Origin of the sequence: Parahoeflea alexandrii (assembly GCF_024105735.1) — a bacterium.
GTDB lineage: Bacteria > Pseudomonadota > Alphaproteobacteria > Rhizobiales > Rhizobiaceae > Hoeflea > Hoeflea alexandrii.
Window position 1 is genome coordinate 161,168 of record NZ_JAAAML010000003.1, and the last position, 25,065, is coordinate 186,232.

Here is a 25,065-nt window from a genome sequence, read left to right on the forward strand (position 1 = left end):
GATTGCTTCTGTTAGGTCGGGTTCCAACGTACTGCCACTCCAGCTTGGAGGCATGAGGGAAGACTATGACAGAAACAGGGTTAACGACTGGTGACTTTACCGAGGAAGCCGAACCGTACCGTCTTTTTGCCAAATGGCTTGAAGATGCGACTGCCTCCGAACCCAACGATCCCAACGCCCTGGCGCTTGCGACGGTTGACAGTGACGGATTGCCCGATGTCCGGATGGTCCTGCTCAAGGGTTTTGATGAGCGCGGCTTCGTCTTCTACACCAATTTCGAAAGTGCCAAGGGCCGGGAAATCCTCTCGTCGATGAAAGCCGCAATGTGCTTTCACTGGAAATCCCTGCGCCGCCAGGTCCGGATCCGCGGCCCTGTGGAACAGGTCAGCGATGCGGAAGCCGATGAGTATTATGCTTCCCGGCCGCGCGGCAGTCGCATCGGGGCCTGGGCCTCGAAGCAGTCTCGTCCGCTCGAAAGCCGTTTCGCGCTGGAAAAGGCCGTCGCCGAATACACCGCCAAGCACGCCATCGGGGAGATCCCGCGTCCGCCGCACTGGTCCGGTTTTAGGATCATGCCGCAATCCATCGAGTTCTGGCATGACCGGCCGTTCCGGCTGCATGACCGTGTTGTCTTCACGCGGTCGCAGGATGCGTGGGACAAGACCCGGCTTTATCCCTGAGCGGAACGCGAAACCATGAAGGGAATGCCTGAGGCCAGCGCGCCGACATAGCGGCATTTCTGGTAGTAGCCGTTGAGCGAGATCCGGCGCAGCGAAAACAGGTTGTCGAGGCTGCCGGTCCGCAGGGTACCCGGATTGGTGGTGACCGCGAGCCGGAAACCGGTCTCCTGGGCGGCCCGGTATTCGCGTGGACCGGATGCGCACAGGTCCCCATAGGGATAGGCGAAGGTGCCCGGCGCCTGTCCGGTGATAGCGGCTAACCGTTCGGCAGAGCCGCTGATCTCGGTGCGCATCCGTGCTTCGTCCAGATGCGCCAGGTTCGGGTGCGAGAGGGTGTGAGCGCCAAGGCTTGCCAGCGGGGTTTCGGCGAGCCGGCGGAGTTCGGTCTCGTCCATCACCTCCCGGTCGACGATTCCGGTCGGACAAATGGCGGCCGATCGCGCCTGTGCATCAAGCCGCTCGACGATCGGTTGTTGCTCGTTGCAGGCAAGGGCTTTGTGCAGCCGGTCGAATGCCGCGTATTTTTCGATGGTGCTGCGGGTCGGAAGTTTTTCCTCGCCATTGCCGAAGTCGAAGACGAATTCGTCAGCCTGACTGAGCAACTGCTCTCCGGTCTCCCACCAGATCGACTGGGTTCGATCAACGAAGCCCCCTGTGATGAAGATGGTGTAGGGAACACCGTGCTTCTCAAAAACCGGACGCGCAAACTGGTCATTGTCCCGGTATCCGTCGTCGAGCGTGAACACCATGGCAGGTCCCGGCCGGTCTGGATTGGCAAGAAACTCCGGCAGCTCTTCGAGGGCTACGGCAACATGCCCGTCGGCCTTCAGACGGGCAATGCTTGCGTCGAGAAATTCCGGAGTGACCGAGAGATGAGCTGCCGGATCGAAGCTCTTGTTCATTGCCGGCCGCACATGATGCAGCGTGAAGATCGCACCCAGGCCGCGGGCGCTCGCCATCAGCCCTGTTTTTGAAAACAACGACACCGCCTCGAGCCCGCTCTGGATGGCAGCGCGCTTGAGTGTTCGACGGGCGGCGACTGTGTTTGGTCCGAACATGTTCCCGATCCGAAAGACGCTTGCGGCGCCAGGGTGAAGACCTGTCATAGCAGGTCCGGCTTAACCGATCTTGAACGGGTCCTGGAGCCGCGCATAAGTCAATTTATTCATAAGCTTAACAAGGTTTGAAATTGCTTTTCGTTTCAAGCCACCAGCATCGTTTGGATGAATCCCGTTGGCAATGCATCCAATAGTCGCAGGCTGAAACCGGTTCTGCGGTCAATGCGAAAGCGGGCCGGAACACAACGCCTGGCCGGTTCACAGGATATGTGCGTTGACCACCCAAAGCACGGCGCTGAGCGTGAAGAAGGAAAGCACGGTCGCCATCAGCATGGCGACGACACTCGACCGCTCGCGCCCGAACCGCTGGGCAAGGATCGGGTAGATTCCCATCATCGGGACCGCTGCCAGGATCACGGCCGCTGCCTGCATTTCCGCCGAAAGCGGCGCCAGTCCGGCAAGCGGCAATGCCGCTGTTGCTGCAAACACGGCCAGCGGATGGAAGACCAGCTTGCCGGCGACGGTCGGAGCGATCTCGCCGCTGAGGCCTCGAACCGACACACTTGCCAATGTGCCGCCGATGACCAGCAGCGATACCGCCGCACTTGAGGCGGCCAGCATGTCGATCGGCTTCATCAACGGCGCCGGGATGTTCACCCCGGAAAAAGAGGCGGCAAGTCCGGCCACCAGACCGATGATGATAGGATTGCGGGCAAGTCCCCTGAACGTCCTCGCCAGCATCTTGCCCATGGGTGAGGGGCCTCCGTGACCGGCCTCTGCGATAGCCAGCAGCAGCGGAATGAGCACGATGTTTTCCACCATCATGTTGAGCGCCAGGCCCACGCCGGCAATGGACGGCAGCGTCAGGAGCAGGATCGGGTAGCCGATGAACCCGGTGTTCGAGCAGACCATGCCCATGGCGCTGAAGGCCGCCGCCGTCGTCTCGGCCTTCTGGATGCGCCGCGCGTAGAAGTAACCGGCGGTCAGAACCACCAGCGACCCGCAGAGATAGGCCGCTATGTAGCTCCAGTTGACCACTTCGGAAATCGGCCTCTCGGAAATCGCCTTGAACAGCAGTGCGGGCAGGGCAAGCACCACGACATAGTTTCCGAGAATTCGCATCGCTTCGGGCGCGAACACACGCCAGTGGACCGCCGCATATCCGATTGCGATCATGATGAAAATCGGGACTGTGATGGAAAGAATGTCTAACATGGCTGAAGATCGGTTGCACCTTCAGCCGCTTAGACACCGGCCCGGCCGGTTTGGCAACCAGCCGGTGGTTTCCAAGCCGGCGAGCGGTTCAGGCCGCCGTCATTCTGGTTGCCTGGATTGGTCGCTCTCGTCTGGTCTGCGGCCGCGGCGTCAGGCTCAGGTCTGGGTGCCGCCAACTGTCATCGCGTTCATCAGCAGGTGCGGCTGGCCGACGCCGACCGGAACGCTCTGCCCGGCCTTGCCGCACATGCCGATGCCGGTATCGAGCGCCGAATCGTTTCCGACCATCGAGATCCGCTGCATGGCTTCCGGGCCGTTGCCGATCAGCATTGCGCCGGTGACCGGCGCGCCGATCTTGCCGTCCTCGATCATGTAGGCCTCGGTGCAGCCGAAGACGAACTTGCCCGAGGTGATATCGACCTGGCCGCCGCCGAAGGAAACCGCGTAAAGCCCTTTCTTGACCGATGAGATCATCTCCTCCGGGCTCCGGTCACCCGACAGCATATAGGTGTTGGTCATCCGCGGCATCGGCTGGTGGGCATAGGACTGCCGGCGTCCGTTGCCTGTGGCCTTCATGCCCATCAGCCGGGCATTCTGCCTGTCCTGCATGTAGCCCACCAGGATGCCGTCCTCGATCAGCACGTTGTAGCCCGACGGCGTGCCCTCATCGTCCACCGACAACGAGCCACGCCGTCCCTCGATGGTGCCGTCATCGACCACCGTGACGCCCTTGGACGCCACACGCTCGCCCAGCAGCCCGGCAAAGGCGGAGGTCTTCTTGCGGTTGAAATCGCCTTCAAGCCCATGTCCGACAGCTTCGTGCAGCATGACCCCGGGCCAGCCGGCGCCGAGTACCACGTCCATCGTGCCTGCAGGCGCGGGTACGGCATCAAGGTTGACAAGCGCCTGCCGCAGAGCCTCGTCGGCACCGTGCCGCCAGCTTTCATCGGTCAGGAAGTCGCCGAACAGCTTGCGTCCGCCCATGCCGTAGGATCCGGTTTCCTGCCGGTCGCCGACACCTGCGACCACAGAAATATTGAGCCGGGCGAGGGGACGCACGTCGCGCACCCGGTGACCGTCGGCACGCATGATTTCCACGACCTGCCAGTTTGCGGCGATTGAAACCGAAACCTGGCGGACCCGTTCATCCTTGTTGCGCAGGTAGTGGTCGATGCTTTGCAGCAGCTTGACCTTGTCTTCGAAGCCCGGCGCCGCAAGCGGATTTTCGGCAGTGTAGAGCAGCTTGTTGGTGCGTTGCGGTGCCGCCGAATAGCTGCCGCTGGCGCCGCGCGTGACCGCTGAAACAGCGTCTGCGGCCCTCATCAGCGCGGCTTCGGACAATTCACCCGCATGGGCATAGCCGGAAGTCTCGCCCAGCACCGAGCGCAGCCCGAATCCGCGATCCGTCGCATAGGCGCCGGATTTCAGTTTGCCGTTGTCAAAGACCAGGGATTCCGTTTCCTCGTACTCGAGATAGAGTTCGCCGTCGTCGGCATCCTTGAGCGCATCGGCGACGATCCTCTCGACCTTGGCTTCCGAGATGTCGAATTGGCTAGCGAGCGGGTCCTGCATGGTCTTGTCCATTCTGAAAAGCAGCGTTTCCGGTGTATATAGGTAGTCTGGCCTGGATTGAAACACGGAGGCAGGGCAGTGGACAAAATCACAGTCGAGAATGTCAATCACCCGGGCAAATCCGAGCGGGTGAACAGAGAGAAATATGTTGCCATGCGCGATGCCATGGTGGCGGTTTTGAGCCGCCAGGCCGAGGCCGTAGATTACACGACTATCAAGCAAGGCGTGAAACCGCTCCTGCCGCAGACGCTTTTCCCCGGCGGAGCCACCTCCGGCTGGTGGATCAAATGTGTGCAGCTCGATCTTGAGGCAAAGGGCAGTCTTGCGCGCACGAAGGACAAGCCGCTGCGGTTTTATCTGACGCAGGACCACGACAATGGCTGAGAACAAGACCCAGCCGACGTCGCTTGACCCCAACTCTGTGATAGCGGAGATCAAGGATGGCAACCGTCGGCGTGAGGTGGAAACACTGAACGTCCTGTTGCGCCGCATTTCCGGTTCGCCCCCGGTCATGTGGGGACCGGCCATGTTCGGCTATGGCACGTATCAGTACAGCTATGCGTCAGGCCGTCAGGGCGAATTTTTTCGCTGCGGATTTGCGTCGAGAAGCCGGGATCTGGTGGTCTATGTGATGTCCGGCTTCGGTGGCCTTGAGCAGGAACTCGACCGCCTCGGCCCGCACAGGACCGGCAAGTCCTGTCTTTATCTCAAGAAGATCGACGCCATCGACATGGCCGTGCTCGAGCGTATCCTGGCCCGGTCGCTCGCGGTCATGGCCGAACGCTATCCCGTTTAATACAACGCTTTCCCCCGGGGGGGCTGTCTTACGGCAGCGCCGCGTATCCGTCGGTGAAACCTGCCAGGTCGACCGGAATGCCGATGCCCTCTTCCGGCGTCTGGAAGACGATGAAGGTGGCCGTGGTGCCGCCGCGCAAGGTGGTCAGCAGCGTTTCGTCGAGAATGACCTCGGCGTAGCAGCCATCGGAAAAGCAGCGGACGAAATAGGCCCTGCCGATATCCTTGCCATCAACATTGAGGCCGAGGCCGGAAGGAAGCAGCACGCCAAGCGGCGCCAGAACGCGCAGGATGCGGGCCTGCTGGTCGGCGGTCTTCAGCACCACCACAGACAGGCCGACCTCCGGCCTGTCGTCGGCGATGACGTTCTGCATCAGAGCGCATTGCTCGCCAGGCGCGCCGGCAGGAGTGTCGCAGACAACCGACCATGCCCCGTGGGAGGATTTGACCTTGCCGGCCTGCTGGGCGTGCGCCTGTGTGGCAAGACCCAGGCCTCCGGCAAGTATCAGGCCGGTGAATGCAGCCCTGAAAACACGGTTCGATTTTGGTGCAAATGCCATTTCAACTCCATGGAACGGCCGAATCATCGCTCATTTTGTAAATGGGCGAGGCCAAATTGAAACCCTTCGTCGTCACTCTCAGTCGTTTTGTACGGCAAAAATGCGGCTTTGCGGCAACTTGGGTGCGTCAAAATCAGACACTGGCCGGTCTGGTGTTTCCCGATGCCATGCCGCTGCAGCACCAATTGTTGCAAAAAATGTGGCCTGAATAGTATTTGTGGGCCCATTCCGATGGTTTCGCGCGGCGCCGCGCAAAAATGCCGCATGATCAGCAGGTGACGACAGTTGCGGGCGATGTCATTCTGTGGTTTGAAGCGCCAATCTAATTGAGGGATTCCGTCTGGTCACGCAGGCGGCACGATACTCGAGGGAGACATAACGTGACCAACAAGCTTTCTGCAGGGCTTGCCGCGCTGGTTTCATTGGGCGCGAGCCCCGCTTTGGCAGCGCAGCCAGTTGACTGGCAGTTGGGCTTCCAGCCCGCCGCCACTGAAATCATGGCCCAGATCCGCGGCTTCGAGACCTACACACTCTGGTTCATCGTGCCGATCACACTCTTTGTGCTGGCCCTTCTGGTCTATGCAATGGTGAAGTTCCGCGCCGGAGCCAACCCGACTCCTTCCAAGACCAGCCACAATTCGCTGATCGAGGTGATCTGGACGCTGGGTCCGGTGGTCATCCTTCTGGCGATCGCCATTCCCTCCTTCAACCTGCTGACCGCGCAGTATTCTCCGCCGGAAGCCGATTACACGGTCAAGGCCACCGGATATCAGTGGTACTGGGGTTACGAGTATCAGACCGAAGGCGAAGTTTCCTTCGACTCGCTGATGCTGCAGGAAAGCGACCGCGCCGATTATGGCAAGGAAGACGTTGCTGCCTATCCCCGTCTCCTGGCTGTGGACAACGAGTTCGTGGTTCCCGTCGGCAAGACGGTCCGTCTCTTGGTGACCGCCGCGGACGTTCTTCACGCCTTCGCCATGCCGGCATTTGGCGTCAAGATGGATGCCGTTCCGGGCCGTCTGAACGAGACCTGGTTCAAGGCCGAGGCAGAAGGTCTCTATTACGGCCAGTGTTCCGAGCTTTGCGGCAAGGACCACGCCTACATGCCGATCGCGATCCGCGTCGTTTCCCAGGATCAGTTCGATGCATGGCTGACCGCTGCCGCCGACGATGTCGAAGCCGCCAATCGCAACCTTGTTGCAGCCATCGAAGCCGACGCGAAGTCGGTCGATGTTGCCGCCAATGATCAGAATTAAGAGAGGGGACTGAGACCAATGGCCGGTTCAACTGTCGCTCACGACGATCACGATCACAAGCCGCAAGGTTTTGTGCGTCGCTGGATGTACTCCACCAACCACAAGGATATCGGGACGCTCTACCTGATCTTCGCGATCATCGCGGGCATCATCGGTGGCGCGCTTTCCATTGCCATGCGCATGGAACTGCAAGAGCCCGGTATTCAGATCTTCCACGGCCTGGCCGCCATGGTCTATGGCTTCGAGGGTGACTCCGCCATTGACGGTGGCAAGCACATGTACAACGTGTTCACCACCGCCCATGGCCTGATCATGATCTTCTTCATGGTCATGCCGGCCCTGATCGGCGGTTTTGCCAACTGGATGGTTCCGATCATGATCGGCGCGCCGGACATGGCGTTCCCGCGGATGAACAACATCTCGTTCTGGCTTCTTCCGCCGGCCTTTATCCTGCTGCTCCTTTCGATGTTCGTCGAAGGTCCCGCGGGCGCCTACGGCACCGGTGGTGGCTGGACAATTTACCCGCCGCTTTCCACCAGCGGACAGCCTGGTCCAGCCATGGACTTCGCCATCTTGTCGCTGCACGTGGCTGGCGCCTCGTCGATCCTGGGTGCGATCAACTTCATCACCACCATCTTCAACATGCGCGCGCCGGGCATGACCCTGCACAAGATGCCGCTGTTTGCCTGGTCGGTGCTGATCACCGCATTCCTGCTGCTCCTGTCGCTTCCGGTTCTGGCTGGTGGCATCACCATGCTTCTCACCGACCGTAACTTCGGCACCGCGTTCTTTGCGCCCGAAGGCGGCGGCGACCCGATCCTGTTCCAGCACCTGTTCTGGTTCTTCGGTCACCCGGAAGTCTACATCCTGATCCTGCCGGCCTTCGGCATCATCAGCCACATCATCTCGACCTTCTCGCGCAAGCCGGTGTTCGGTTATCTCGGGATGGCCTATGCCATGGTCGCGATCGGTGCCGTCGGCTTCATCGTCTGGGCTCACCACATGTACACGGTTGGCCTGTCGCTCAACACGCAGCGTTACTTCGTCTTCGCCACCATGGTGATCGCGGTTCCGACAGGCGTGAAGATCTTCTCCTGGATCGCGACGATGTGGGGTGGTTCGATCACTTTCCGCACCCCGATGCTCTGGGCGATCGGCTTCATCTTCCTGTTCACCGTTGGCGGTGTGACAGGCGTGCAGCTCGCCAATGCCGGTCTCGACCGCGCCATGCACGACACCTACTACGTGGTTGCCCACTTCCACTACGTCCTGTCGCTGGGTGCCGTGTTCGCCATCTTCGCCGGTTGGTACTACTGGTTCCCGAAGATGACCGGCTACATGTACAACCCGACGGTTGCCCGCATCCATTTCTGGGTCACCTTTGTGGGCGTCAACCTGGTGTTCTTCCCGCAGCACTTCCTCGGTCTTGCCGGCATGCCGCGTCGTTACATCGACTATCCGGATGCCTTCGCCGGCTGGAACGCCATCTCGTCCTACGGTTCCTACATTTCGGGCGTGGGCGTGCTGATCTTCCTCTGGGGCGTCTGGGAAGCCTTCGCCAAGAAGCGCATCGCCGGTGACAATCCCTGGGGCGAGGGTGCGACCACTCTCGAATGGCAGCTGACTTCGCCGCCGCCATACCACCAGTGGGAACAGCTGCCGCGCATCAAGTAAGCGCCTGCGCAGCCGGTATGAGAAACAGACCGCCGGGCCAGCCGGCGGTCTGAGTTTGCAACCGGACGGAAGACATGTCCGGTCCCCGGACCTCGGGGAAATAGGGAAAGGCAAATTGCCCATGGCAATGACCAACGAACATGAAGCTCTGACCGATCCCGCATCGGTGGCCATTCACGATGGCGATGCGCGCGACTTCTTCGCGCTGCTCAAGCCGCGTGTCATGTCGCTGGTTGTCTTCACGGCACTGGTCGGCCTGCTGATGGCGCCCGGCCAGATCCATCCTGTGATCGGCTTCCTCGCAATCCTTGCGATTGCCGTCGGCGGTGGCGCATCAGGCGCACTCAACATGTGGTACGATGCCGATATCGACCAGATGATGGGCCGCACGGCGAAGCGTCCGATCCCTGCCGGCCGTATTTCTGCCGAGACCACATTGGCTTTCGGCCTGTTCCTGTCGGTGTTTTCGGTCGCCACACTGGGCCTGATGGTCAACTGGTTGTCGGCCGGACTGCTGGCGTTCACGATTTTCTTTTACGCTGTCGTCTACACGATGTGGCTCAAGCGGCTGACGCCGCAGAACATCGTTATCGGCGGCGCCGCCGGTGCCTTCCCGCCGATCATCGGCTGGGCCTGCGTGACCAATTCGATCTCGCTTGAAAGCATCGCGCTGTTCGCGATCATCTTTTTGTGGACGCCTGCCCATTTCTGGGCCCTGGCGCTGTTCAAGTCCGAAGATTATGGCCGGGCAGGAGTTCCCATGCTCCCAAACGTCGCCGGTGAACGCACCACCAAGAACCAGATTGTCCTCTATGCGGTGCTGACCGCTCTCAGCGGCATAGTCCCGTCAATCATGGGGTTTGCCGGGCTGGTTTACGGTGCCATCGCCGCAGTGCTGGGCGCTGGCTTCATCTGGTATTCGATCCAGGTCTGGCGCATGCCCGACGGCGACAAGAAAATGATCCCTGCCAAGAAGCTCTTCGGCTATTCGCTGCTGTACCTGTTCGCGATCTTCACCGCGCTCCTGGTTGATGCGCTGGTGACCAAGTATTTCGGTCTGGTGGCGTGATCATGGAAAAAGTCGAACTGACCGAACAGCAGAAGAAGGCACGGCGCTCAAGGTCCGTCGCGCTTGGCATTGCGCTGGCTGTCCTGGCTGTCCTGTTTTACGTGGTGACCATCATCAAGATCGGCCCAGGCATCTTCGACCGGGCGATGTGAGGAGGAAACGATGAGCAGCGACCCGAATGAAGTAACCAAGACGCGAGCCAACAAGCGCGTTGTCGTGGCCTGTTCGGCGTTTGTAGCCTCGATGATCGGCGTCAGCTACGCTGCCGTGCCGCTCTATCAGCTGTTTTGCCAGGTGACCGGTTATGGTGGCACCACGCAGCGGGTCGAGCAGATGTCCGACACGGTTCTCGATCGTACCATCAAGGTGCGCTTCGATGCGAATGTCGCGGGCGGTCTGCCCTGGGACTTCAAGCCGGTGCAGCGGGAAGTTGAGCTCAGGATCGGCGAAACCGTTCAGGTGTCCTATACGGCCATGAACACGTCCGACGTGGCCACCACCGGCCAGGCGACCTTCAACGTCACGCCAATGGCGGCTGGTGCCTACTTCAACAAGATCCAGTGTTTCTGCTTTACCGAAAGCGAATTGAAGCCTGGCGAGACAATAGACATGCCTGTCGTCTTCTTCGTCGATCCGGCGATTGTCGACGACCTTGACGCCAAGGACATTTCCACAATCACGCTCTCTTACACTTTCTTCGCTCATGCATCGGAAAAACCCGTTGCAGCGGTGGCGGAGCCGGTGCAAGACAGGAACACCTTGTAAGACCAACACTGCGCCGGACGGGTGGTCCGGCACAGGAATGATGACCATCGGGGAAAAGCTGACATGGCCGACGCACATCAAAAACATCACGACTATCACATCATCGACCCGAGCCCGTGGCCTCTGGTCGGGTCGATCGGCGCGCTCGTCATGGCGCTCGGCGGCATCGGCTGGATGCAGGGAATGCGCGGCGCCGAATCATTGCTCGGCCTTCCGATCACCAACCCGGTCCTCTTCCTTGTTGGCTTTGCCATCGTTCTCTACACCATGATCGGCTGGTGGGGTGCGACCATCAAGGAAGCACACGAGGGGCATCACACCCGCGTGGTCGGCCTGCATCTTCGCTATGGCATGATCATGTTCATCGCGTCTGAAGTGATGTTCTTCGTCGCCTGGTTCTGGGCCTTCTTCGATGCAAGCCTGTTCCCCGATGAAGCCGCACAGGTTGCCCGCGCCGCCTTCACCGGTGGCCAGTGGCCGCCCGCCGGTATCGAGGTTCTCGATCCGCTGCACCTGCCGCTCTACAACACCATCATCCTGCTTCTGTCCGGAACCACCGTCACCTGGGCGCACCACGCATTGCTGCATGGCGACCGCAAGGGACTGATCAACGGTCTGGCCCTGACCATCGTGCTCGGCATGATCTTTTCGGGCGTGCAGGCCTATGAGTATTCCGTTGCTCCGTTCGACTTCAAGGATTCGATCTACGGCGCCACCTTCTACATGGCCACCGGGTTCCACGGCTTCCATGTGCTGGTCGGAACCATCTTCCTGGTGGTTTGCCTGATCCGTGCGATGCGGGGGCATTTCACACCGAAGCAGCATTTCGGCTTTGAAGCAGCCGCCTGGTACTGGCACTTCGTTGACGTCGTCTGGCTGTTCCTGTTCTTTGCGATCTACGTCTGGGCATCCTGGGGTGCGCCGATTTACCACCACTAGAACGCACTCGACTTCTTGTAGAAAGGGGCGGCGGGGAGACCTGCCGCCTCTTGCGTTTGAGCCCGGGGCAAAGCCCCGATGAGAAAGGAAAACAGACCATGTCCGATGACCAGGCGCACTATCCTCCAGTCGACGTGGTGTCTGTAGGCTTGCGCGGCCGGTGTCCACGTTGCGGGGAGGGGGCTTTGTTCAACGGCCTGCTCAGCGTCAAGCCGGAATGCGGCGTCTGCGGGCTGGACAATTCCTTTGCCGATGCCGGCGACGGACCCGCCGTTTTCGTCATTCTCATCATCGGTTTCATCGTGGTTGGTCTCGCCCTCTGGCTCGAGGTCAATTACAGCCCGGCGCTGTGGGTGCATCTGATCATGTGGATCCCGCTGTCGACCATCCTCTCGCTGGTGCTGCTTCGCGTTCTCAAGGGACTGATGATCGCACTCCAGTACCGCAACAAGGCAGCCGAGGGGCAGATTGACCGTGGCTGAAACGCAAGATTATGGCGCCTCTGGCCGCACCTGGAAATTCTGGACCGGGCTGGTGCTGCTGCCGGGTGCCCTGGCTGTCCTGATCGCCCTCGGCACCTGGCAGGTCCAGCGCCTCTACTGGAAAGAGGACCTGCTGGCGGCAATCGAACAGCGCAGCACCGCCGAACCTGTCGGCCTCCAAGTGATCGAGGCATCGCTCGCCGCCGGCGAGCCGATCGATTATCAGGCAGCTCGCGCGTCCGGTCGATTCCTCAATGACAAGGAACGCCACTTCTTTGCAACATTCGAAGGGCAGTCCGGTTACTATGTCTACACGCCGCTTGAACTGGCGGACGGCCGCCTGCTCTTCGTCAATCGCGGTTTTGTGCCTTATGACCGCAAGGAGCCTTCGACACGGCCGCAGAGCCTGATCGAGGGGGAGCAGACGATCACCGGGCTCGCTCGCGCAAGGCTCGATGAAAAGCCCTCCTTCATGGTTCCCGACAACGATGAGCCGGGCAACATCTTCTACTGGAAAGACCTCGACAGGATGGCCGCTTCTGCTGGCCTGCAAACCGAGAAGGTGCTGCCGTTCTTCCTCGACGCGGACGCCACCCCGGTCGAAGGCGGGTTGCCCAGAGGTGGCGTGACGGTCATCAATCTGCCCAACAGCCACCTGCAATATGCCATCACCTGGTATGGGCTGGCGCTTGCCCTGCTGGGCGTCGCCTTGTTTGGCTGGCTGAAACGAAAATCCTGATCGCGGCTGGCGTGGCACCCTACAGGCATGCTAGCCCGGTATCGCAGATCAACAGGGGTAGGAATCTCCGGTGGCAATCCTTGCAATCATCCTGGTGGCGCTGATCGCGCTCGAGCATATCTACATACTCGTCCTCGAGATGTTTCTCTGGACCTCGCCGCGCGGCATGAAGGCGTTTGGCACCCGACCCGAGCAGGCCGCCCAGACCAGGGTGATGGCTGCCAATCAGGGGCTCTACAACGGGTTCCTCGCAGCCGGTCTGATCTGGTCGCTGCTCCATCCCGACGCCGGCTTTGCCTTCCAGCTCAAGCTGTTTTTCCTTGGCTGCGTTCTGGTCGCCGGTCTGTATGGTGGAGCAACCGCATCGCGCAAGATTTTCGTGATCCAGGCCCTTCCGGCCGCGATCGCCCTGATTGTTGTTGTGATTGCCGGCTGGTAGCGTGATGACCGTAACTGTTGATGAGCCAATGAACCGATCTCCCCTGACAATAAGGCTGTGCGGACCCCGCGGATTTTGCGCCGGTGTTGACCGCGCCATCCAGATCGTGGTTCTGGCGCTGAAGAAATACGGCGCGCCGGTCTATGTCCGCCATGAGATCGTCCACAACCGGTTCGTGGTCGAGGGGCTCGAGGCGCTTGGCGCGGTCTTCGTCGAGGAACTCGACGAGATCCCGCAGGAGCATCATGCCCAGCCGGTGATCTTTTCGGCCCACGGCGTTGCCAAGTCGGTGCCCGCCGACGCGGAAGCCCGCAACCTGTTCTATCTCGATGCCACCTGTCCGCTGGTCTCCAAGGTGCACAAGCAGGCCATGCGCCATGAGCGGCTCGGCCGGCATGTTGTGCTCATCGGCCACAAGGGCCATCCCGAGGTCATCGGCACCATGGGGCAACTGCCGCCCGGGGCAGTGACACTGGTCGAGACCGTGGCGGATGTCGACGCCTTCGATCCCGCCGATCCCGCCGCACTTGGCTTCGTCACGCAGACGACCCTGTCGGTGGATGACACGGCTGACGTGATCGAGCGGCTCAATCAGCGCTTTCCCGAGATCACTGCGCCGGCTGCGGAATCGATCTGCTATGCCACCACCAACCGCCAGGATGCGGTCAAGCAGGCAGCCCCCGGCTGTGACCTGTTCGTGGTCGTCGGCGCGCCCAATTCGTCCAATTCAAAACGGCTGGTCGAAGTCGCACTGAAGGCCGGCGCGAAGAAATCCATCCTCTTGCAGCGTGCTCACGAGATCGACTGGGATGCCATCGGAGACATCCGGCTGCTCGGGCTTTCCGCCGGAGCCTCTGCGCCCGAGGTGGTGGTCGCCGAAATCATCGACGCCTTCAAGGCCCGCTTTGACGCCACAATCGAGCTTGCCGAGACGGTCCAGGAAACGGAAAACTTCCTGGTCAACCGTGAACTTCGCGATGTCGAACTCACCGCCGCCGACATGGCGTTTGTCAACGGAGCGCGCTGAGGATGGCTGTCTATACCGATGTAAACGAGGATCAGCTCAGGGCTTTTCTCGCGGAGTATGATGTCGGCACGCTGTTGTCCTACAAGGGCATTGCCGAAGGGGTGGAGAACTCCAATTTCCTGCTGCGCACCAGCGGCGGCACCTTCATCCTCACGCTCTATGAGAAACGGGTCAACCGCGATGACCTGCCGTTCTTTCTGGGGCTGATGGATCACCTGGCACTCAAGGGCCTGAGCTGCCCGCTGCCGATCGAGCGCCGCGATGGTGGCCATCTGGGAGAACTCGCCGGTCGCCCGGCGGCGATGGTCTCGTTTCTTGACGGCGCCTGGCTGCGCAAGCCGCAGGCCGCTCATTGCCGCGAGGTCGGCAGGGCGCTGGCGGCCATGCACGTCGCCGGTAGTGATTTTCCGATCCGCCGCGCCAACGGGCTGACAGTGGCCAACTGGCGGCCCCTGTGGGACGGCTCGCGCGAACGCGCCGACGAGGTCCAGCCCGGCTTGCGCGAGGAGATCGATCTCGAACTGGCGGAGCTGGAAAAGAGTTGGCCCGCAGATCTGCCCGAGGGCGTGATCCATGCCGACCTGTTCCCCGACAATGTGTTCTTCATCGAAGACCGGCTGTCGGGCCTGATCGACTTCTATTTCGCCTGCAACGATTATCTCGCCTACGACGTTGCCATCTGCCTCAACGCCTGGTGCTTTGAAGCAGACGGGGCCTTTAACCACACCAAGGGCATGGCGCTGATCGACGGCTATGTCTCCGTGCGGCCGCTGGAGGGCAACGAGGCAGAGGCCTTGCCGCTACTGGCCCGCGGTGCGGCCCTGCGGTTCTTCCTCACCCGCCTGCACGACTGGCTGACCACGCCCGAAGGCGCACTGGTGGTCAAGAAGGATCCGCTCGAATATCTGCGCAAGCTGCGCTTCCATCGCCAGATCGGCTCAAGCTCGGAATACGGCCTTCGCACCAGGGATCTCATAAGTTGAAGCACGTGGAAATTTTCACCGACGGCGCCTGCTCGGGCAATCCCGGTCCGGGCGGCTGGGGCGCCATCCTGCGCCACGGCACCACGGTCAAGGAAATGTCGGGCGGCGAAGCCGAAACCACCAACAACCGAATGGAGCTGCTGGCTGCGATCACCGCGCTCAATGCATTGAAGGCCGCCTGCGAGGTCGATCTCCACACCGACAGCAAGTATGTCATGGATGGCATCTCGAAGTGGATTTTCGGCTGGAAGAAGAATGGCTGGAAGACCGCCGACAAGAAGCCGGTGAAGAACGCCGAGCTGTGGCAGGCGCTGGATCAGGCCAATCAGCGCCACAAGGTCAAGTGGCACTGGGTCAAGGGCCATGCCGGGCATCCCGAGAATGAACGCGCCGATGAACTGGCGCGCGAAGGCATGACACCCTTCAAAAGCAAAACGGCGTCCCGTTAGGACGCCGTCTGCAAGTCCGAATTTTCGTTCAGATCAGAGCTGGTCGAGTAGCGCTGCGGCGCCCGAGGCCACGGCTTGTCCAGGCGCATCCTCGATATTGAGCGCGGTGACGGTGCCGTCCTCGACAATCATCGAATAGCGCTTCGAGCGGATGCCGAGCGTGCCGGCCGACAGGTCGGCTTCCATGCCGATCGACTTGGTGAAGCCCGCGTCCCAGTCAGACAGGTAGCGCAGCTTGCCGGTGCCGTTGGTGGCCTTCTCCCAGGCACCCATGACAAAGGCGTCATTGACGGAGACGACGGCGATTTCGTCGACGCCCTTGGCCAGAATGGCGTCGCGGTTTTCGATGTAGCCGGGCAGGTGGTTGAGGTGGCAGGTCGGTGTAAACGCGCCTGGCACCGCGAACAGAACCACCTTTTTTCCGGCAAAAAGGTCGCTGACCTTGGTTTCCGCCATGCCGTCTGCGGTCTTTTCCTTGAAGGTGGCTTCAGGCAGTTTGTCCCCAATAGCTATCGTCACGTCGGCGCTCCCTTGTGTGCCGTTGATGTCGTTTGCAATTTAGGCAATACCGCCCGGATTTCGAGTCTCAAGCATCGAGAAAATGTGGATGGTCCTCAATTCCCGGGAGCCGGAACCGCGGAAATGGATTGGCCAAGTGCACGTTGACCCAGCGTGACGACGACGTCGAGGGGCAGGGTGGCCGTGTCCAATGTGCCCTTGGATGGCGGTTCGACCCGAACCGACCACTCTATCCTGCTGCCCTCATCGCGGATAAGTTCTGGCGGAGCGAAGGCAAAGCCCTCCGGCCCCGTGACAAACAGTTCCGGGATGACCCCGGACGGACGGAAGGCGGGCAATTTCGCCGAAATCGTAAGCTGTGTCGCATTGGTCCCCAGCTGTGCCGTTTCGACGCTGAAATCCGGGCCGGCGGCTTCCGGAAGGCGCGCGAACGCTGCATCCACAGCTTGCGCTGCGGCATCATGGCCCACGGTTTCCCCGGGCATATCAACGACCAGTTCGGCCTGGAACGGAACGCAGATCTTTTCGCAAATGCCGATAAAGGCGGATGCGTGGATTTGAGCGCCACCTGATGCGGTCCGGCTGAAGGTCAGGGGAAACCGCACAGGTGCGGTGTATCCCGCCCAGATCGCGTAGCCGTCATCGATGCGCTGGGGTGGCGGATAGTGCATGGCCTCAAACGCAACCCCCCGGCTTTGCGAAAAGTCGATCATCGGGGGAATGCCGGCTCCGCCCGGGTCGCGCCAGTATGTCTTCCAGCCGGGTTGCAGATCCACGTCCAGGAAACCGCCAATCGAGCCATCGTCCCGCGGTGCCGGATCGATCACCAGACGCATGCGCCCGCCCTCGGTCTCGGCCCATCCACTGTCAAGCGACCAGACCGGGGCAATGCCCACGCCAAGGCCGACCGCCAGACCCAGGAGGGCATGCAGCATGGAGCGGACAGGTGATCTCAAGCGGAATATCGACATGGCTGCACCATAGCGGAGCCGGGGAGGCGGAATCCAATCAATATGCAGCGGTCCCGGCTCATTTTTCCGTGACCGCGGTAGCAAGCCTGACGGAATGGACATCATGACAAGGTAGGTCTTTCCAAAATGCTGAAACTTGCTAGGCTTGAGCCATGATAGGGATCGAAAAACAGCTGTCCCGTGGCAGCCGCGGATGCCTCGACGGGCATTTCCTGATCGCCATGCCGGGGATGAATGACGAGCGTTTCGAGCGCACGGTGATCTTTGTTTGCGCCCACTCCGCCGATGGCGCCATGGGCTTCATTCTCAACCGGCCGCAGCCGCTGCAGTTCCATGAACTGCTCGCCAATCTTGATCTTGCCAGCCCCGAACCGCGGGGCGAGGAGCCGGTGGCTTCCGGGGAGGTCAGCGATAGTGCAATGGATTTTCCCATTCAGATCGGAGGGCCGGTCGAAGCAGGGCGGGGTTTCGTGCTGCACACTGACGACTACATGGGCGAATCCACCATGCCGGTGAATGATGATCTGTGCCTCACCGCGACCGTGGATATTCTTCGCGCCATCAAGCAGGGACGCGGCCCGAAACGCGGCATCATGCTTTTGGGTTATGCCGGCTGGGCGCCGGGGCAACTCGAAGAGGAAATTGCCGCCAACACCTGGCTGAGCTGCCCTGGGCGTGATGATATCGTCTTCGACAAGGACCATTCGGGAAAATATGACCGGGTGCTGGCTTCTATGGGCATCCAGCCGGCCATGTTGTCCAATCAGGCCGGTCACGCCTGACGCTCGTTACGCCTCAGGCTTTGCTGGGTTGCAGAGCACCTGTAAGCGGCCCGTCTCAGTTGGGCCGGCTTACCGGGAAGCGTTCCCTGAGGAGTTTCTGAACGGAGTCCGAACCGATCGGCGGACCGAACAGGAAACTCTGCCCGTAATCACACCCGATCTCCGAGAGCTTCATCGCGTCAGTCTCGGAAGCCACGCCCTCGGCAACCACCTGCATCTCGAGTTGCTTGGCGAGGTTGACGATGGAGCGGATCAGCACGCCGCCCTTTTCCGAGGGGTCGACAACCAGCGACTTGTCGATCTTGATGGTCTTGAACGGAAACCGCGTCAGGTAGGACAGCGACGAGTGCCCGGTGCCGAAATCGTCAAGCGTCAGGCCGATGCCGGCATCGGCGAGCCGCGACAGCGTCATCAGCGCCTGCTGCGGGTTGTGCATCACCAGCGTCTCGGTCAGTTCGAGCCGGAAGTGCTTCGGGTCGTTCTGTGTCGCCGAGATGATCTTGATCACGTCATTGCACAGATCGCTCTTGAGCAACTGCGCGCTCGACAGGTTGACCGACATGAAGACGGGAATGTCGCCGATGGCCATCTGCCATTGGGCAAGATCTTCGGCCGCCTTCTTGAGCGAATACATGCCGAGTTCGAGGATCAGGTCGGATGCCTCGGCCACCGGAATGAACTCCGACGGCGGCACCGTGCCGCGTTTCGGGTCTTCCCAGCGCAGCAGTGCTTCGAAGCCGGCGATTTCCGCATCCTTGAGTTCGACGATCGGCTGGTAGACCAGGGTCAGTTCATTGCGTTCCAGCGCCCGCCGCAGGTCGCTTTCCAGCCGCTGCCGGTCGGATCCGACAGTTCGGAATGCCGGCCGGAACGGTTCGATCCGATTGCCGCCGAAACGCTTGGCCTGGTACATGGCCAGTTCCGCGTCCTTCATCAGGTCGTCGGGAACGGCATTGTTTTCCACCCATGTCACCAGACCGATCGAAGCGGTCAGCCTGATATCCTGTCCGGCGAAATCAATCGGCGCGGAAATGGCCTTGGAGATCGCCTCGGCGAGGGCCGCGACCTTGACCGCTTCCTGCTCGGAGACCAGCACCAGCCCGAACTGGTCGCCGGAAATCCGCGCCAGTGTGTCCTGTGGCTTGAGCAGCCGTTTCAGCCGCCGGGTCAGCGCCAGCAGGATGGTGTCGCCGACCGACATGCCAAGCCGATCATTGACCTGCTTGAAGCGGTCGAGATCGATCATGAACACGCTCGGCCGCACATTCGGGGTCGATTCGGCCAGGCTGATCATGCTCTGCAGCCGGTCAAGGAACAGCTGCCGGTTGGGCAGGCCGGTCAGGTTGTCGTGCACGGCATTGTGCAGCAGCCGGTCTTCCGAGGTTTTCTGTTCGGTGACGTCGATGATGGTTCCGACGCAGCGGATCACCTCGCTGTTGGAGCCGAGCACCGGCCGGGCCCTCAGCGCCATCCAGTGGTAATGGCCGTCCTCGGCCCGCATCCGGAATTGGTGATTGAGCCGGCCCTTGCGGTGTTCGAGCAGCACGTCGAGCGTGGTGCGGAACCGGTCGCGGTCATCCGCGTGGATGCGCGGCAACCAGTTGCGCGCAGGCCCTGCGAGCGCTCCCGGGGAAAGCCCCAGTTGCGGCGAAAGATCCGGTGAAGTGACCACCCGGTCGCGCACCACGTCCCAGTCCCAGACCGTGTCGCCCGATCCCGCCAGCGCCATCGCCTGGCGTTCCATGTCCGAGAACAGCCCCTGGTGATAGGCGCCGCCCGCAAAGGCGTGCTGCATAACCGTGAAGCCCATCAGCAGCACGATCAGCACCAGGCCGCCGCCGAGCGCAGGCTGCACGATGTCGTTGGCGAGCTGGCCCGTCACCGTCATCCAGGCGCCGAAAAGCCAGCACAATATCAGTGCCCAGGTGGGGATCAGCATCACCGCCCTGTCATAGCGGTTGAAACCGAGATAGGCGATCAGGGCCACGCCGGCAACGGCGGTTGCGGCGAACGAGATGCGGGCGATCCCCGACGCCACCGGCGGGTCATAGATCGCCACCGCGAACAGTGCGCCGAGCCCGAGGATCCAGGCAACCGTCACATAGGAGAGATTGGTGTGCCACCGGTTGAGGTTGAGATAGGTGAACAGGAACACCACCAGCCCGGTGGCCAGCAGCACTTCCGTGCCTGACCGCCAGATCCGCTCATCGCCGGGCGTGACGCTGATGAGCTTGGAGAGAAAGCCGAAATCCACCGAAACATAAGCCAGCACCGCCCAGGCCAGCGCAGCCGTTGCTGGAAGCATCGAGGTGCCCTTGACCACGAACAGGATGGTCAGGAACACCGCCAGCAGACCTGCAATCCCCAGAACGATACCCCGGTACAGCGTGTAGGCGTTGACCGTATCCTTGTAGGCCTCGGGTTCCCACAGGTAGATTTGCGGCAGGTCGGGCGCGGCGAGTTCCGCCACGAAGGTGATGACGGTGCCCGGGTTGAGCGTGATCCGGAAGACATCGTCCTCGCTGCTTTCCACCTGGTCGAGCGCGAAACCCTCGCTCGGGGTGATGCTGAGAATCCGCGTCGACCCGAGGTCCGGCCACAGAAGCCCCGATCCCACCAGCCGGAAATGCGGCGCGACGATCAGCCGGTCGATCTGCTCGTCGGTCACATTGGCGAGGGCGAAAACCGCCCAGTCACCGGAATGTTCCGTGGAGCTTGAACGGACCTCGATCCGGCGGACAATGCCGTCCGCTCCGGCCGCGGTCGACACCTGGAAGGCTTCGCCGCGCTGCTTGTAGATTTCGGTCGTAGCCGTCAGGTCGAGCGCGGTGTCATCACGGCTGATCTTGACCGGTTCGATCGCCTCCGCCACAGGCGCAAATCCTGCCACCATCAACAGGACGAGCGTGGCAAATGCCACAAGCGTGAAGTTGCCTGCCATGGTGCCTGCGCGCCTGAGCGGATTTGAACAGCCTTTGTATTTCATTATCCGGAACCGGATCCTTTCGCGCGTATCGACTGCCAGTCCTCGGCAATCAGCGCGTAAAGCAGGTGATCACGCCAGGCACCGTTTATCTTCAGGTAGCCGTTCAAGTATCCCTCACGCCGAAACCCGACCTTTTCAAGGAGGCGCTGGCTCCTTGCATTGTCCGGAATACAGGCCGCCTCTATCCGGTGCAACCGCATCCTGTCAAACACGTGGGGAAGGAGGGCTCTGAGCGCATCTGCCATCAGCCCCTGGCCTGCATGTTGTTCGCCCATCCAGTAGCCCAGGGTGCAGCTTTCCGCCACACCCCGCCTGATCGAACCCAGCGTTATTCCACCTGCAATGCGTCCATTGTGTTTCAGGCAGACAAAAAGCGGCAGCGCCGTACCGGCTTCCCGGTCGATGTCATAGCGGCGAATCCGGTAACGGAAGGCGCTGCGGGTCAGGTCGTCTTCCGCCCATTTCGGCTCCCAGGGTTCCAGAAAGCTCCGACTGGCCGCGCGCAGACGGCTCCATTCGGGGAAGTCTGCGATGACGGGATTGCGCAGAAAGGTTCGTTGCCCTTCGATCCGGAACTCTTCCTGGGTCCGGCTGCGGAATCGAAACACCGGAGGGGCCATGGCGGGGATAATCCTCAGCGCTTACTCGGCAGCGGCTGTTCGCCCGCCGTGCTGACCAAGAATGCCGGCCATGTCGGAAACCGAATGCAGCGCTTCCACCGGTCCGATCGCCGACACCGTGATCGGCGTGTCGAAGAACAGTTTTCCGGCAAGATCGGAAAGTCGTTGCGGCGTCAGGTTGGCAAGCCGTTCCATCAGCTCCTCGTTGCTCACCGGCCGGCCGAACAGCAGCATCTGCCGTGCGATCTGGCTTGCCCGGGCGGCGGGGCTTTCCTGGGCCATCAACAGGCCCGAACGGACCTGGGCCCTTGACCGGTTGATCTCCTGTTCCTCCACGCCGTCGGCGGTTTTGGCAAGTTCGGAAAGCACCACCGGGATGAGTTCGGCAAGATCTTCCGCACCGGTCGCGGCATGAACGCCGAACAGACCGGAATCCGAAAAGCCCCAGTGGAACGCGTAGACCGAATAGCAAAGGCCTCTTTTCTCGCGGACTTCCTGGAACAGCCGCGAGGACATTCCGCCGCCCAGGATGTTGGCCAGCAACTGCGAGCAGTAGAAGTCCCGAACCTGGTAGGCGCGGCCTTCGAACCCGATCAGCACCTGCGCATCCATCAGGTCGCGGCTCTCGCGGTAATCGCCGCCCGTGTAGCTCGCCGTCGGAATGGTGCGCAGCAGCGTGCCGGTCGGCTTGATGGTCTTACCGAAGCTGTCGTCTATCAGCTTGACGAAGATGTCGTGATCCACAGCGCCTGCCGCCACAACCACGATACGGTCACCGGTGTAGTGGCGTGCCAGATAGGCACGGACCTGTTCCGGCGTGAATGCCTTGACGGTTTCGGGGGTGCCGAGGATCGGCCGGCCTATGGTCTGGTCGCGATAGGCCGCTTCGGTGAACTTGTCATAGACAACGTCATCGGGCGTGTCGTTGGCGGCCCCGATTTCCTGCAGAATGACGTGCTTCTCGCGCGTCAGCTCGCCTTCGTCGAAGACCGAGTTGGTCAGGATGTCATGCAGGATATCGACCGCCAGCGGCACATTGTCCTTGAGCACCCGGGCGTAATAGGCGGTTGTTTCGGTCGAGGTCGCCGCGTTGACTTCGCCACCGACATTCTCGATTTCCTCGGCGATCTGACGCGCGCTGCGCTTGTGCGTTCCCTTGAACGCCATGTGCTCGAGCAGGTGGGCGATACCGTGTTCCTGCGCGGTTTCGTCGCGGGATCCGGACTTCACCCAGACGCCGAGAGCCACGCTCTCGAGATGGGGCATTGTCTCGGTAACAACCGTGACGCCGTTGCTCAGGCGTGTTGTCTTGACTTTCATACTGTCACTTTCCCCGGCTCATCGCGTGGCCCGTGTAAGTGACTGGATATGGCTTTCCACGCCATCCTGGTCATTGGGCACTACGCTGAACCGTTCCTCCCGTTGCATCAGGTCAGAGAGCCACGACGGGAGCGCGGGGTCAATACCACAGGCTTGTTTTACGGCATCCGGGAACTTGGCCGGATGCGCGGTTGCGAGCGTGATCATCGGCGACGATGGCTTCTCCATCCGCCCCGCCACATGCACGCCGACGGCCGTGTGCGGATCGAGCACGTAGCCGGTTTGGCTCTGGACATCGCGGATCATCGCCTTGACCTGCCTCTCGCTGGCCCGGCCGGCACGGAATTCCTTGCGGATGGCCTTGAGAGCGGGTTCGGCGATGTCGAAGGCGCCCGATTGCTTGAGGCCGGACATCGCCCGGCGCACGGCTTCGGGATCCCGTTCGTTCGCATCAAACAGCAAACGCTCGAAATTTGACGAAATCTGGATGTCCATCGACGGAGACGTGGTGGGCGTCACCCCGCGCATCTCATAGCGCCCGGTGCGCAGCGTCCGCGCCAGGATATCGTTTTCGTTGGTTGCGACCACCAGTTTCGCCACCGGCAGCCCCATTCGCTTGGCGCAGTAACCCGCGAAAATATCGCCGAAATTGCCGGTCGGAACCGTAAACGACACCTTCCGGTCAGGGGCGCCCAGTGACACGGCTGAGGTGAAGTAATAGACGATTTGGGCCATGATCCGGGCCCAGTTGATCGAATTAACGCCGGACAGCCGCACCTGGTCGCGGAAAGCTGCATGATTAAACATGGCTTTGACCATGTCCTGGCAATCGTCGAAATTGCCCTTCAGCGCCAGCGCGTGCACGTTTGATGCCTTGGAGGTGGTCATCTGGCGCTGCTGAACCGGGGAGACCCTGCCTTCTGGAAACAGGATGAAGATATCGGTCCGGTCGCGTCCGGCAAAGGCTTCGATCGCTGCACCTCCGGTGTCGCCCGATGTGGCGCCGACGATCGTTGCCCGTTCGCCGCGTTTGGCCAGCACATGGTCCATGAGCCGCGCAATCAGCTGCATCGCCACATCCTTGAAGGCCAGCGTAGGTCCGTGAAACAGCTCCAGCACGAAGGAATTTGCGCCGCTCTGCACAAGTGGCGCCACCGCCGGATGGCGGAAACCGGCATAGGCTTCGTCGATCATCGAGCGCAGCGCTTCGGGTTCGATTTCGCCGGCGGTGAACGGTTCGATCACCCTGAAGGCGATTTCCTGGTAGCTCTGGCCGCGCATCGCCCGGATATCCTTGCGCGAGAAGGCCGGCCACTCGCGCGGCACGTAAAGCCCGCCGTCACGGGCAAGGCCTGCCAGAAGCGCATCGCTGAACCTGAGTGCGGGTGCTTCGCCCCGTGTCGAAATATAGTCCACAGACATGTTCTCCGGTGGTGGACGCGGATCGCGCAAGATGAGATAACGCCGGTCGATTTTCCGCCGCGCGGCTGATATAGACCATGGGCGGTCGTCATGCAAAGGCCACACACCTGTCGCAGGAATGGTCTTTTGCATCGGGTGAATGAAGGTAGGATTGTCGTGTCACAAAGTTTGTTGCGTTTCGCCCCGGTTCTGATCAGCGCTGCGCTGATTGCCGGCTGCACTTCCGCCGACCCACGCGCCGTGCTCAGTCCCGGCGCCACCGGCCAGCAGGCGACTGATGTTGCCGTCGTCCAGGGCGCCTGTCCGGAAGTGCTGCTGCGCGAGGGCACCGCCTACTACACAACCTACGCCAAGGGCGGTGACGGCGATCCGGCCAAGGTCATTCATCAGGCATCGATCTCCGACACCACCCGTCAGTGCCGCATCAGCGGCGATCAGCTGGTGATCACGGTTGTTGTCACCGGACGCGTTGTGGGCGGGCCTCAGGCCAAGAGTGGTGAGGTCAATTTGCCACTGCGTGTGGTCGCACTTGATGGTGAGACAGTTCTCTATTCCGAGCTGCAGAAGCAGCCGGTGATGATGAGCGTCGGCGGCCCGGCGCAGCAGTTCATCTACACCAATGCCAGCGTCACGTTCCCGGCCGGCGCATCGCGCACTGCCAAGCTCTATGCCGGATTTGACCCGGGGCCTTACGACACGCCTTGATGCTTTTGTGAACCCGGATCCCGGGTTCAGTTCCCCGG

28 protein-coding genes are annotated in these 25,065 nt (G+C 61.3%); 18 read left to right on the forward strand and 10 right to left on the reverse strand.

Annotated elements, in window-relative coordinates; translation table 11 throughout:
* Positions 1–65: 65 nt before the first annotated feature.
* A complete protein-coding gene (pdxH, locus tag GTW23_RS15635; protein WP_252916438.1) occupies positions 66–680 on the forward strand; it encodes a pyridoxamine 5'-phosphate oxidase in 615 nt (204 codons plus the stop codon).
* On the opposite strand, the gene GTW23_RS15640 is transcribed toward pdxH, so the two are convergent.
* The 3 genes from GTW23_RS15640 to tldD all read right to left on the reverse strand — a co-directional run bounded on the left by GTW23_RS15640 (position 671) and on the right by tldD (position 4,525).
* Positions 671–1,738, reverse strand: coding sequence for a polysaccharide deacetylase family protein (locus GTW23_RS15640; RefSeq protein WP_252916439.1), 1,068 nt, complete (start codon positions 1,736–1,738; stop codon positions 671–673). The two genes, pdxH and GTW23_RS15640, sit on opposite strands and share 10 nt — an antisense overlap.
* A 258-nt stretch (positions 1,739–1,996) precedes the next feature.
* A complete protein-coding gene (locus GTW23_RS15645) occupies positions 1,997–2,953 on the reverse strand; it encodes an AEC family transporter (RefSeq protein WP_267661287.1) in 957 nt (318 codons plus the stop codon).
* A 156-nt stretch (positions 2,954–3,109) separates the two neighbouring features.
* Positions 3,110–4,525, reverse strand: coding sequence for a metalloprotease TldD (tldD, locus tag GTW23_RS15650; RefSeq protein WP_252916441.1), 1,416 nt, complete (start codon positions 4,523–4,525; stop codon positions 3,110–3,112).
* 78 nt (positions 4,526–4,603) lie between these two features.
* On the opposite strand from tldD, the gene GTW23_RS15655 reads away from it, so the two are divergent.
* Together GTW23_RS15655 and GTW23_RS15660 are read left to right on the forward strand one after the other, a co-directional pair.
* Positions 4,604–4,909 (forward strand): DUF6958 family protein, encoded by a 306-nt coding sequence (locus tag GTW23_RS15655; protein ID WP_152009606.1) that lies wholly within the window; start codon positions 4,604–4,606, stop codon positions 4,907–4,909.
* Positions 4,902–5,321, forward strand: coding sequence for a DUF1801 domain-containing protein (locus GTW23_RS15660; RefSeq protein WP_252916442.1), 420 nt, complete (start codon positions 4,902–4,904; stop codon positions 5,319–5,321). Before GTW23_RS15655 ends, GTW23_RS15660 begins: the two co-directional genes overlap by 8 nt.
* A 28-nt stretch (positions 5,322–5,349) precedes the next feature.
* Here the strand turns inward: GTW23_RS15660 and GTW23_RS15665 are convergent, their stop codons facing one another.
* Positions 5,350–5,880, reverse strand: coding sequence for an invasion associated locus B family protein (locus tag GTW23_RS15665; RefSeq protein WP_252916443.1), 531 nt, complete (start codon positions 5,878–5,880; stop codon positions 5,350–5,352).
* A 56-nt stretch (positions 5,881–5,936) separates the two neighbouring features.
* Between GTW23_RS15665 and GTW23_RS15670 the strand changes: the two genes are divergently transcribed.
* The 13 genes from GTW23_RS15670 (at position 5,937) to rnhA (ending at position 15,702) form a co-directional block, all read left to right on the forward strand.
* Positions 5,937–6,092: a hypothetical protein gene (locus tag GTW23_RS15670; protein ID WP_193217304.1), complete on the forward strand. Its 156-nt coding sequence runs from the start codon at positions 5,937–5,939 to the stop codon at positions 6,090–6,092.
* Between the two features lie 168 nt (positions 6,093–6,260).
* A complete protein-coding gene (gene coxB / locus GTW23_RS15675; protein WP_152009603.1) occupies positions 6,261–7,136 on the forward strand; it encodes a cytochrome c oxidase subunit II in 876 nt (291 codons plus the stop codon).
* A gap of 18 nt (positions 7,137–7,154) precedes the next feature.
* A complete protein-coding gene (ctaD, locus tag GTW23_RS15680; RefSeq protein ID WP_152009602.1) occupies positions 7,155–8,810 on the forward strand; it encodes a cytochrome c oxidase subunit I in 1,656 nt (551 codons plus the stop codon).
* A gap of 127 nt (positions 8,811–8,937) precedes the next feature.
* Positions 8,938–9,879, forward strand: coding sequence for a heme o synthase (locus GTW23_RS15685; RefSeq protein WP_252916950.1), 942 nt, complete (start codon positions 8,938–8,940; stop codon positions 9,877–9,879).
* Positions 9,880–9,881: 2 nt separating this feature from the next.
* The gene (locus GTW23_RS15690) at positions 9,882–10,031 is read left to right on the forward strand and encodes a hypothetical protein (protein ID WP_193217303.1); all 150 of its coding nucleotides are present in this window, start codon (positions 9,882–9,884) and stop codon (positions 10,029–10,031) included.
* A gap of 10 nt (positions 10,032–10,041) precedes the next feature.
* Positions 10,042–10,644: a cytochrome c oxidase assembly protein gene (locus tag GTW23_RS15695; protein ID WP_252916444.1), complete on the forward strand. Its 603-nt coding sequence runs from the start codon at positions 10,042–10,044 to the stop codon at positions 10,642–10,644.
* A gap of 63 nt (positions 10,645–10,707) precedes the next feature.
* Complete coding sequence (locus GTW23_RS15700; protein ID WP_252916445.1) at positions 10,708–11,583, forward strand: cytochrome c oxidase subunit 3; 876 nt, start codon at positions 10,708–10,710, stop codon at positions 11,581–11,583.
* A 98-nt stretch (positions 11,584–11,681) separates the two neighbouring features.
* Positions 11,682–12,065: a DUF983 domain-containing protein gene (locus tag GTW23_RS15705; protein WP_252916446.1), complete on the forward strand. Its 384-nt coding sequence runs from the start codon at positions 11,682–11,684 to the stop codon at positions 12,063–12,065.
* Positions 12,058–12,804, forward strand: a complete 747-nt coding sequence (locus GTW23_RS15710; protein WP_252916447.1) for an SURF1 family protein — start codon at positions 12,058–12,060, stop codon at positions 12,802–12,804. Before GTW23_RS15705 ends, GTW23_RS15710 begins: the two co-directional genes overlap by 8 nt.
* 70 nt (positions 12,805–12,874) lie before the next feature.
* Positions 12,875–13,243, forward strand: a complete 369-nt coding sequence (locus GTW23_RS15715) for a DUF1304 domain-containing protein (protein ID WP_152009597.1) — start codon at positions 12,875–12,877, stop codon at positions 13,241–13,243.
* 28 nt (positions 13,244–13,271) lie between these two features.
* Positions 13,272–14,270, forward strand: coding sequence for a 4-hydroxy-3-methylbut-2-enyl diphosphate reductase (gene ispH, locus GTW23_RS15720; protein ID WP_252916448.1), 999 nt, complete (start codon positions 13,272–13,274; stop codon positions 14,268–14,270).
* Between the two features lie 2 nt (positions 14,271–14,272).
* The gene (locus tag GTW23_RS15725; RefSeq protein ID WP_252916449.1) at positions 14,273–15,253 is read left to right on the forward strand and encodes a homoserine kinase; all 981 of its coding nucleotides are present in this window, start codon (positions 14,273–14,275) and stop codon (positions 15,251–15,253) included.
* Positions 15,250–15,702, forward strand: coding sequence for a ribonuclease HI (gene rnhA, locus GTW23_RS15730; RefSeq protein ID WP_252916450.1), 453 nt, complete (start codon positions 15,250–15,252; stop codon positions 15,700–15,702). Before GTW23_RS15725 ends, rnhA begins: the two co-directional genes overlap by 4 nt.
* 33 nt (positions 15,703–15,735) lie before the next feature.
* On the opposite strand, the gene GTW23_RS15735 is transcribed toward rnhA, so the two are convergent.
* Positions 15,736–16,221 carry a peroxiredoxin gene (locus tag GTW23_RS15735; RefSeq protein WP_152009593.1) on the reverse strand — a complete coding sequence of 162 codons (486 nt, stop codon included), beginning with the start codon at positions 16,219–16,221 and terminating at the stop codon, positions 15,736–15,738.
* Between the two features lie 95 nt (positions 16,222–16,316).
* Positions 16,317–17,156 carry a protein-disulfide reductase DsbD domain-containing protein gene (locus tag GTW23_RS15740; protein WP_252916451.1) on the reverse strand — a complete coding sequence of 280 codons (840 nt, stop codon included), beginning with the start codon at positions 17,154–17,156 and terminating at the stop codon, positions 16,317–16,319.
* 188 nt (positions 17,157–17,344) lie between these two features.
* On the opposite strand from GTW23_RS15740, the gene GTW23_RS15745 reads away from it, so the two are divergent.
* Positions 17,345–17,974: a YqgE/AlgH family protein gene (locus GTW23_RS15745; protein ID WP_152009591.1), complete on the forward strand. Its 630-nt coding sequence runs from the start codon at positions 17,345–17,347 to the stop codon at positions 17,972–17,974.
* Between the two features lie 55 nt (positions 17,975–18,029).
* Here GTW23_RS15745 and GTW23_RS15750 read toward each other — a convergent pair whose 3' ends face one another.
* From GTW23_RS15750 to thrC, 4 genes are read right to left on the reverse strand one after another with little or no spacing between them, the layout of a single operon-like run.
* A complete protein-coding gene (locus GTW23_RS15750; protein ID WP_345780638.1) occupies positions 18,030–20,915 on the reverse strand; it encodes an EAL domain-containing protein in 2,886 nt (961 codons plus the stop codon).
* A 44-nt stretch (positions 20,916–20,959) separates the two neighbouring features.
* On the reverse strand, positions 20,960–21,580 hold the full coding sequence (locus tag GTW23_RS15755; protein ID WP_152009589.1) for a GNAT family N-acetyltransferase: 621 nt from the start codon (positions 21,578–21,580) through the stop codon (positions 20,960–20,962).
* A gap of 21 nt (positions 21,581–21,601) precedes the next feature.
* Positions 21,602–22,900 carry a M16 family metallopeptidase gene (locus GTW23_RS15760; RefSeq protein WP_152009588.1) on the reverse strand — a complete coding sequence of 433 codons (1,299 nt, stop codon included), beginning with the start codon at positions 22,898–22,900 and terminating at the stop codon, positions 21,602–21,604.
* Positions 22,901–22,918: 18 nt separating this feature from the next.
* Positions 22,919–24,322: a threonine synthase gene (thrC, locus tag GTW23_RS15765; protein ID WP_152009587.1), complete on the reverse strand. Its 1,404-nt coding sequence runs from the start codon at positions 24,320–24,322 to the stop codon at positions 22,919–22,921.
* Positions 24,323–24,478: 156 nt separating this feature from the next.
* Here thrC and GTW23_RS15770 point away from each other — a divergent pair, with 156 nt between their 5' ends.
* Positions 24,479–25,027: a hypothetical protein gene (locus GTW23_RS15770; protein ID WP_252916452.1), complete on the forward strand. Its 549-nt coding sequence runs from the start codon at positions 24,479–24,481 to the stop codon at positions 25,025–25,027.
* Positions 25,028–25,065: the final 38 nt, after the last annotated feature.

What these genes read in the sequence shown, in the direction of transcription:
- pdxH (WP_252916438.1), top strand. Translation starts at nt 66, where the DNA reads ATGACAGAAACAGGGTTAACGACTGGTGACTTTACCGAGGAAGCCGAA.
- GTW23_RS15640 (WP_252916439.1), bottom strand. Translation starts at nt 1,738, where the DNA reads ATGTTCGGACCAAACACAGTCGCCGCCCGTCGAACACTCAAGCGCGCT.
- GTW23_RS15645 (WP_267661287.1), bottom strand. Translation starts at nt 2,953, where the DNA reads ATGTTAGACATTCTTTCCATCACAGTCCCGATTTTCATCATGATCGCA.
- tldD (WP_252916441.1), bottom strand. Translation starts at nt 4,525, where the DNA reads ATGCAGGACCCGCTCGCTAGCCAATTCGACATCTCGGAAGCCAAGGTC.
- GTW23_RS15660 (WP_252916442.1), top strand. Translation starts at nt 4,902, where the DNA reads ATGGCTGAGAACAAGACCCAGCCGACGTCGCTTGACCCCAACTCTGTG.
- GTW23_RS15665 (WP_252916443.1), bottom strand. Translation starts at nt 5,880, where the DNA reads ATGGCATTTGCACCAAAATCGAACCGTGTTTTCAGGGCTGCATTCACC.
- ctaD (WP_152009602.1), top strand. Translation starts at nt 7,155, where the DNA reads ATGGCCGGTTCAACTGTCGCTCACGACGATCACGATCACAAGCCGCAA.
- GTW23_RS15685 (WP_252916950.1), top strand. Translation starts at nt 8,938, where the DNA reads ATGACCAACGAACATGAAGCTCTGACCGATCCCGCATCGGTGGCCATT.
- GTW23_RS15690 (WP_193217303.1), top strand. Translation starts at nt 9,882, where the DNA reads ATGGAAAAAGTCGAACTGACCGAACAGCAGAAGAAGGCACGGCGCTCA.
- GTW23_RS15695 (WP_252916444.1), top strand. Translation starts at nt 10,042, where the DNA reads ATGAGCAGCGACCCGAATGAAGTAACCAAGACGCGAGCCAACAAGCGC.
- GTW23_RS15700 (WP_252916445.1), top strand. Translation starts at nt 10,708, where the DNA reads ATGGCCGACGCACATCAAAAACATCACGACTATCACATCATCGACCCG.
- GTW23_RS15705 (WP_252916446.1), top strand. Translation starts at nt 11,682, where the DNA reads ATGTCCGATGACCAGGCGCACTATCCTCCAGTCGACGTGGTGTCTGTA.
- ispH (WP_252916448.1), top strand. Translation starts at nt 13,272, where the DNA reads ATGAACCGATCTCCCCTGACAATAAGGCTGTGCGGACCCCGCGGATTT.
- GTW23_RS15725 (WP_252916449.1), top strand. Translation starts at nt 14,273, where the DNA reads ATGGCTGTCTATACCGATGTAAACGAGGATCAGCTCAGGGCTTTTCTC.
- GTW23_RS15740 (WP_252916451.1), bottom strand. Translation starts at nt 17,156, where the DNA reads ATGCTGCATGCCCTCCTGGGTCTGGCGGTCGGCCTTGGCGTGGGCATT.
- GTW23_RS15745 (WP_152009591.1), top strand. Translation starts at nt 17,345, where the DNA reads ATGATAGGGATCGAAAAACAGCTGTCCCGTGGCAGCCGCGGATGCCTC.
- GTW23_RS15750 (WP_345780638.1), bottom strand. Translation starts at nt 20,915, where the DNA reads ATGGCAGGCAACTTCACGCTTGTGGCATTTGCCACGCTCGTCCTGTTG.
- GTW23_RS15755 (WP_152009589.1), bottom strand. Translation starts at nt 21,580, where the DNA reads ATGGCCCCTCCGGTGTTTCGATTCCGCAGCCGGACCCAGGAAGAGTTC.
- GTW23_RS15760 (WP_152009588.1), bottom strand. Translation starts at nt 22,900, where the DNA reads ATGAAAGTCAAGACAACACGCCTGAGCAACGGCGTCACGGTTGTTACC.
- thrC (WP_152009587.1), bottom strand. Translation starts at nt 24,322, where the DNA reads ATGTCTGTGGACTATATTTCGACACGGGGCGAAGCACCCGCACTCAGG.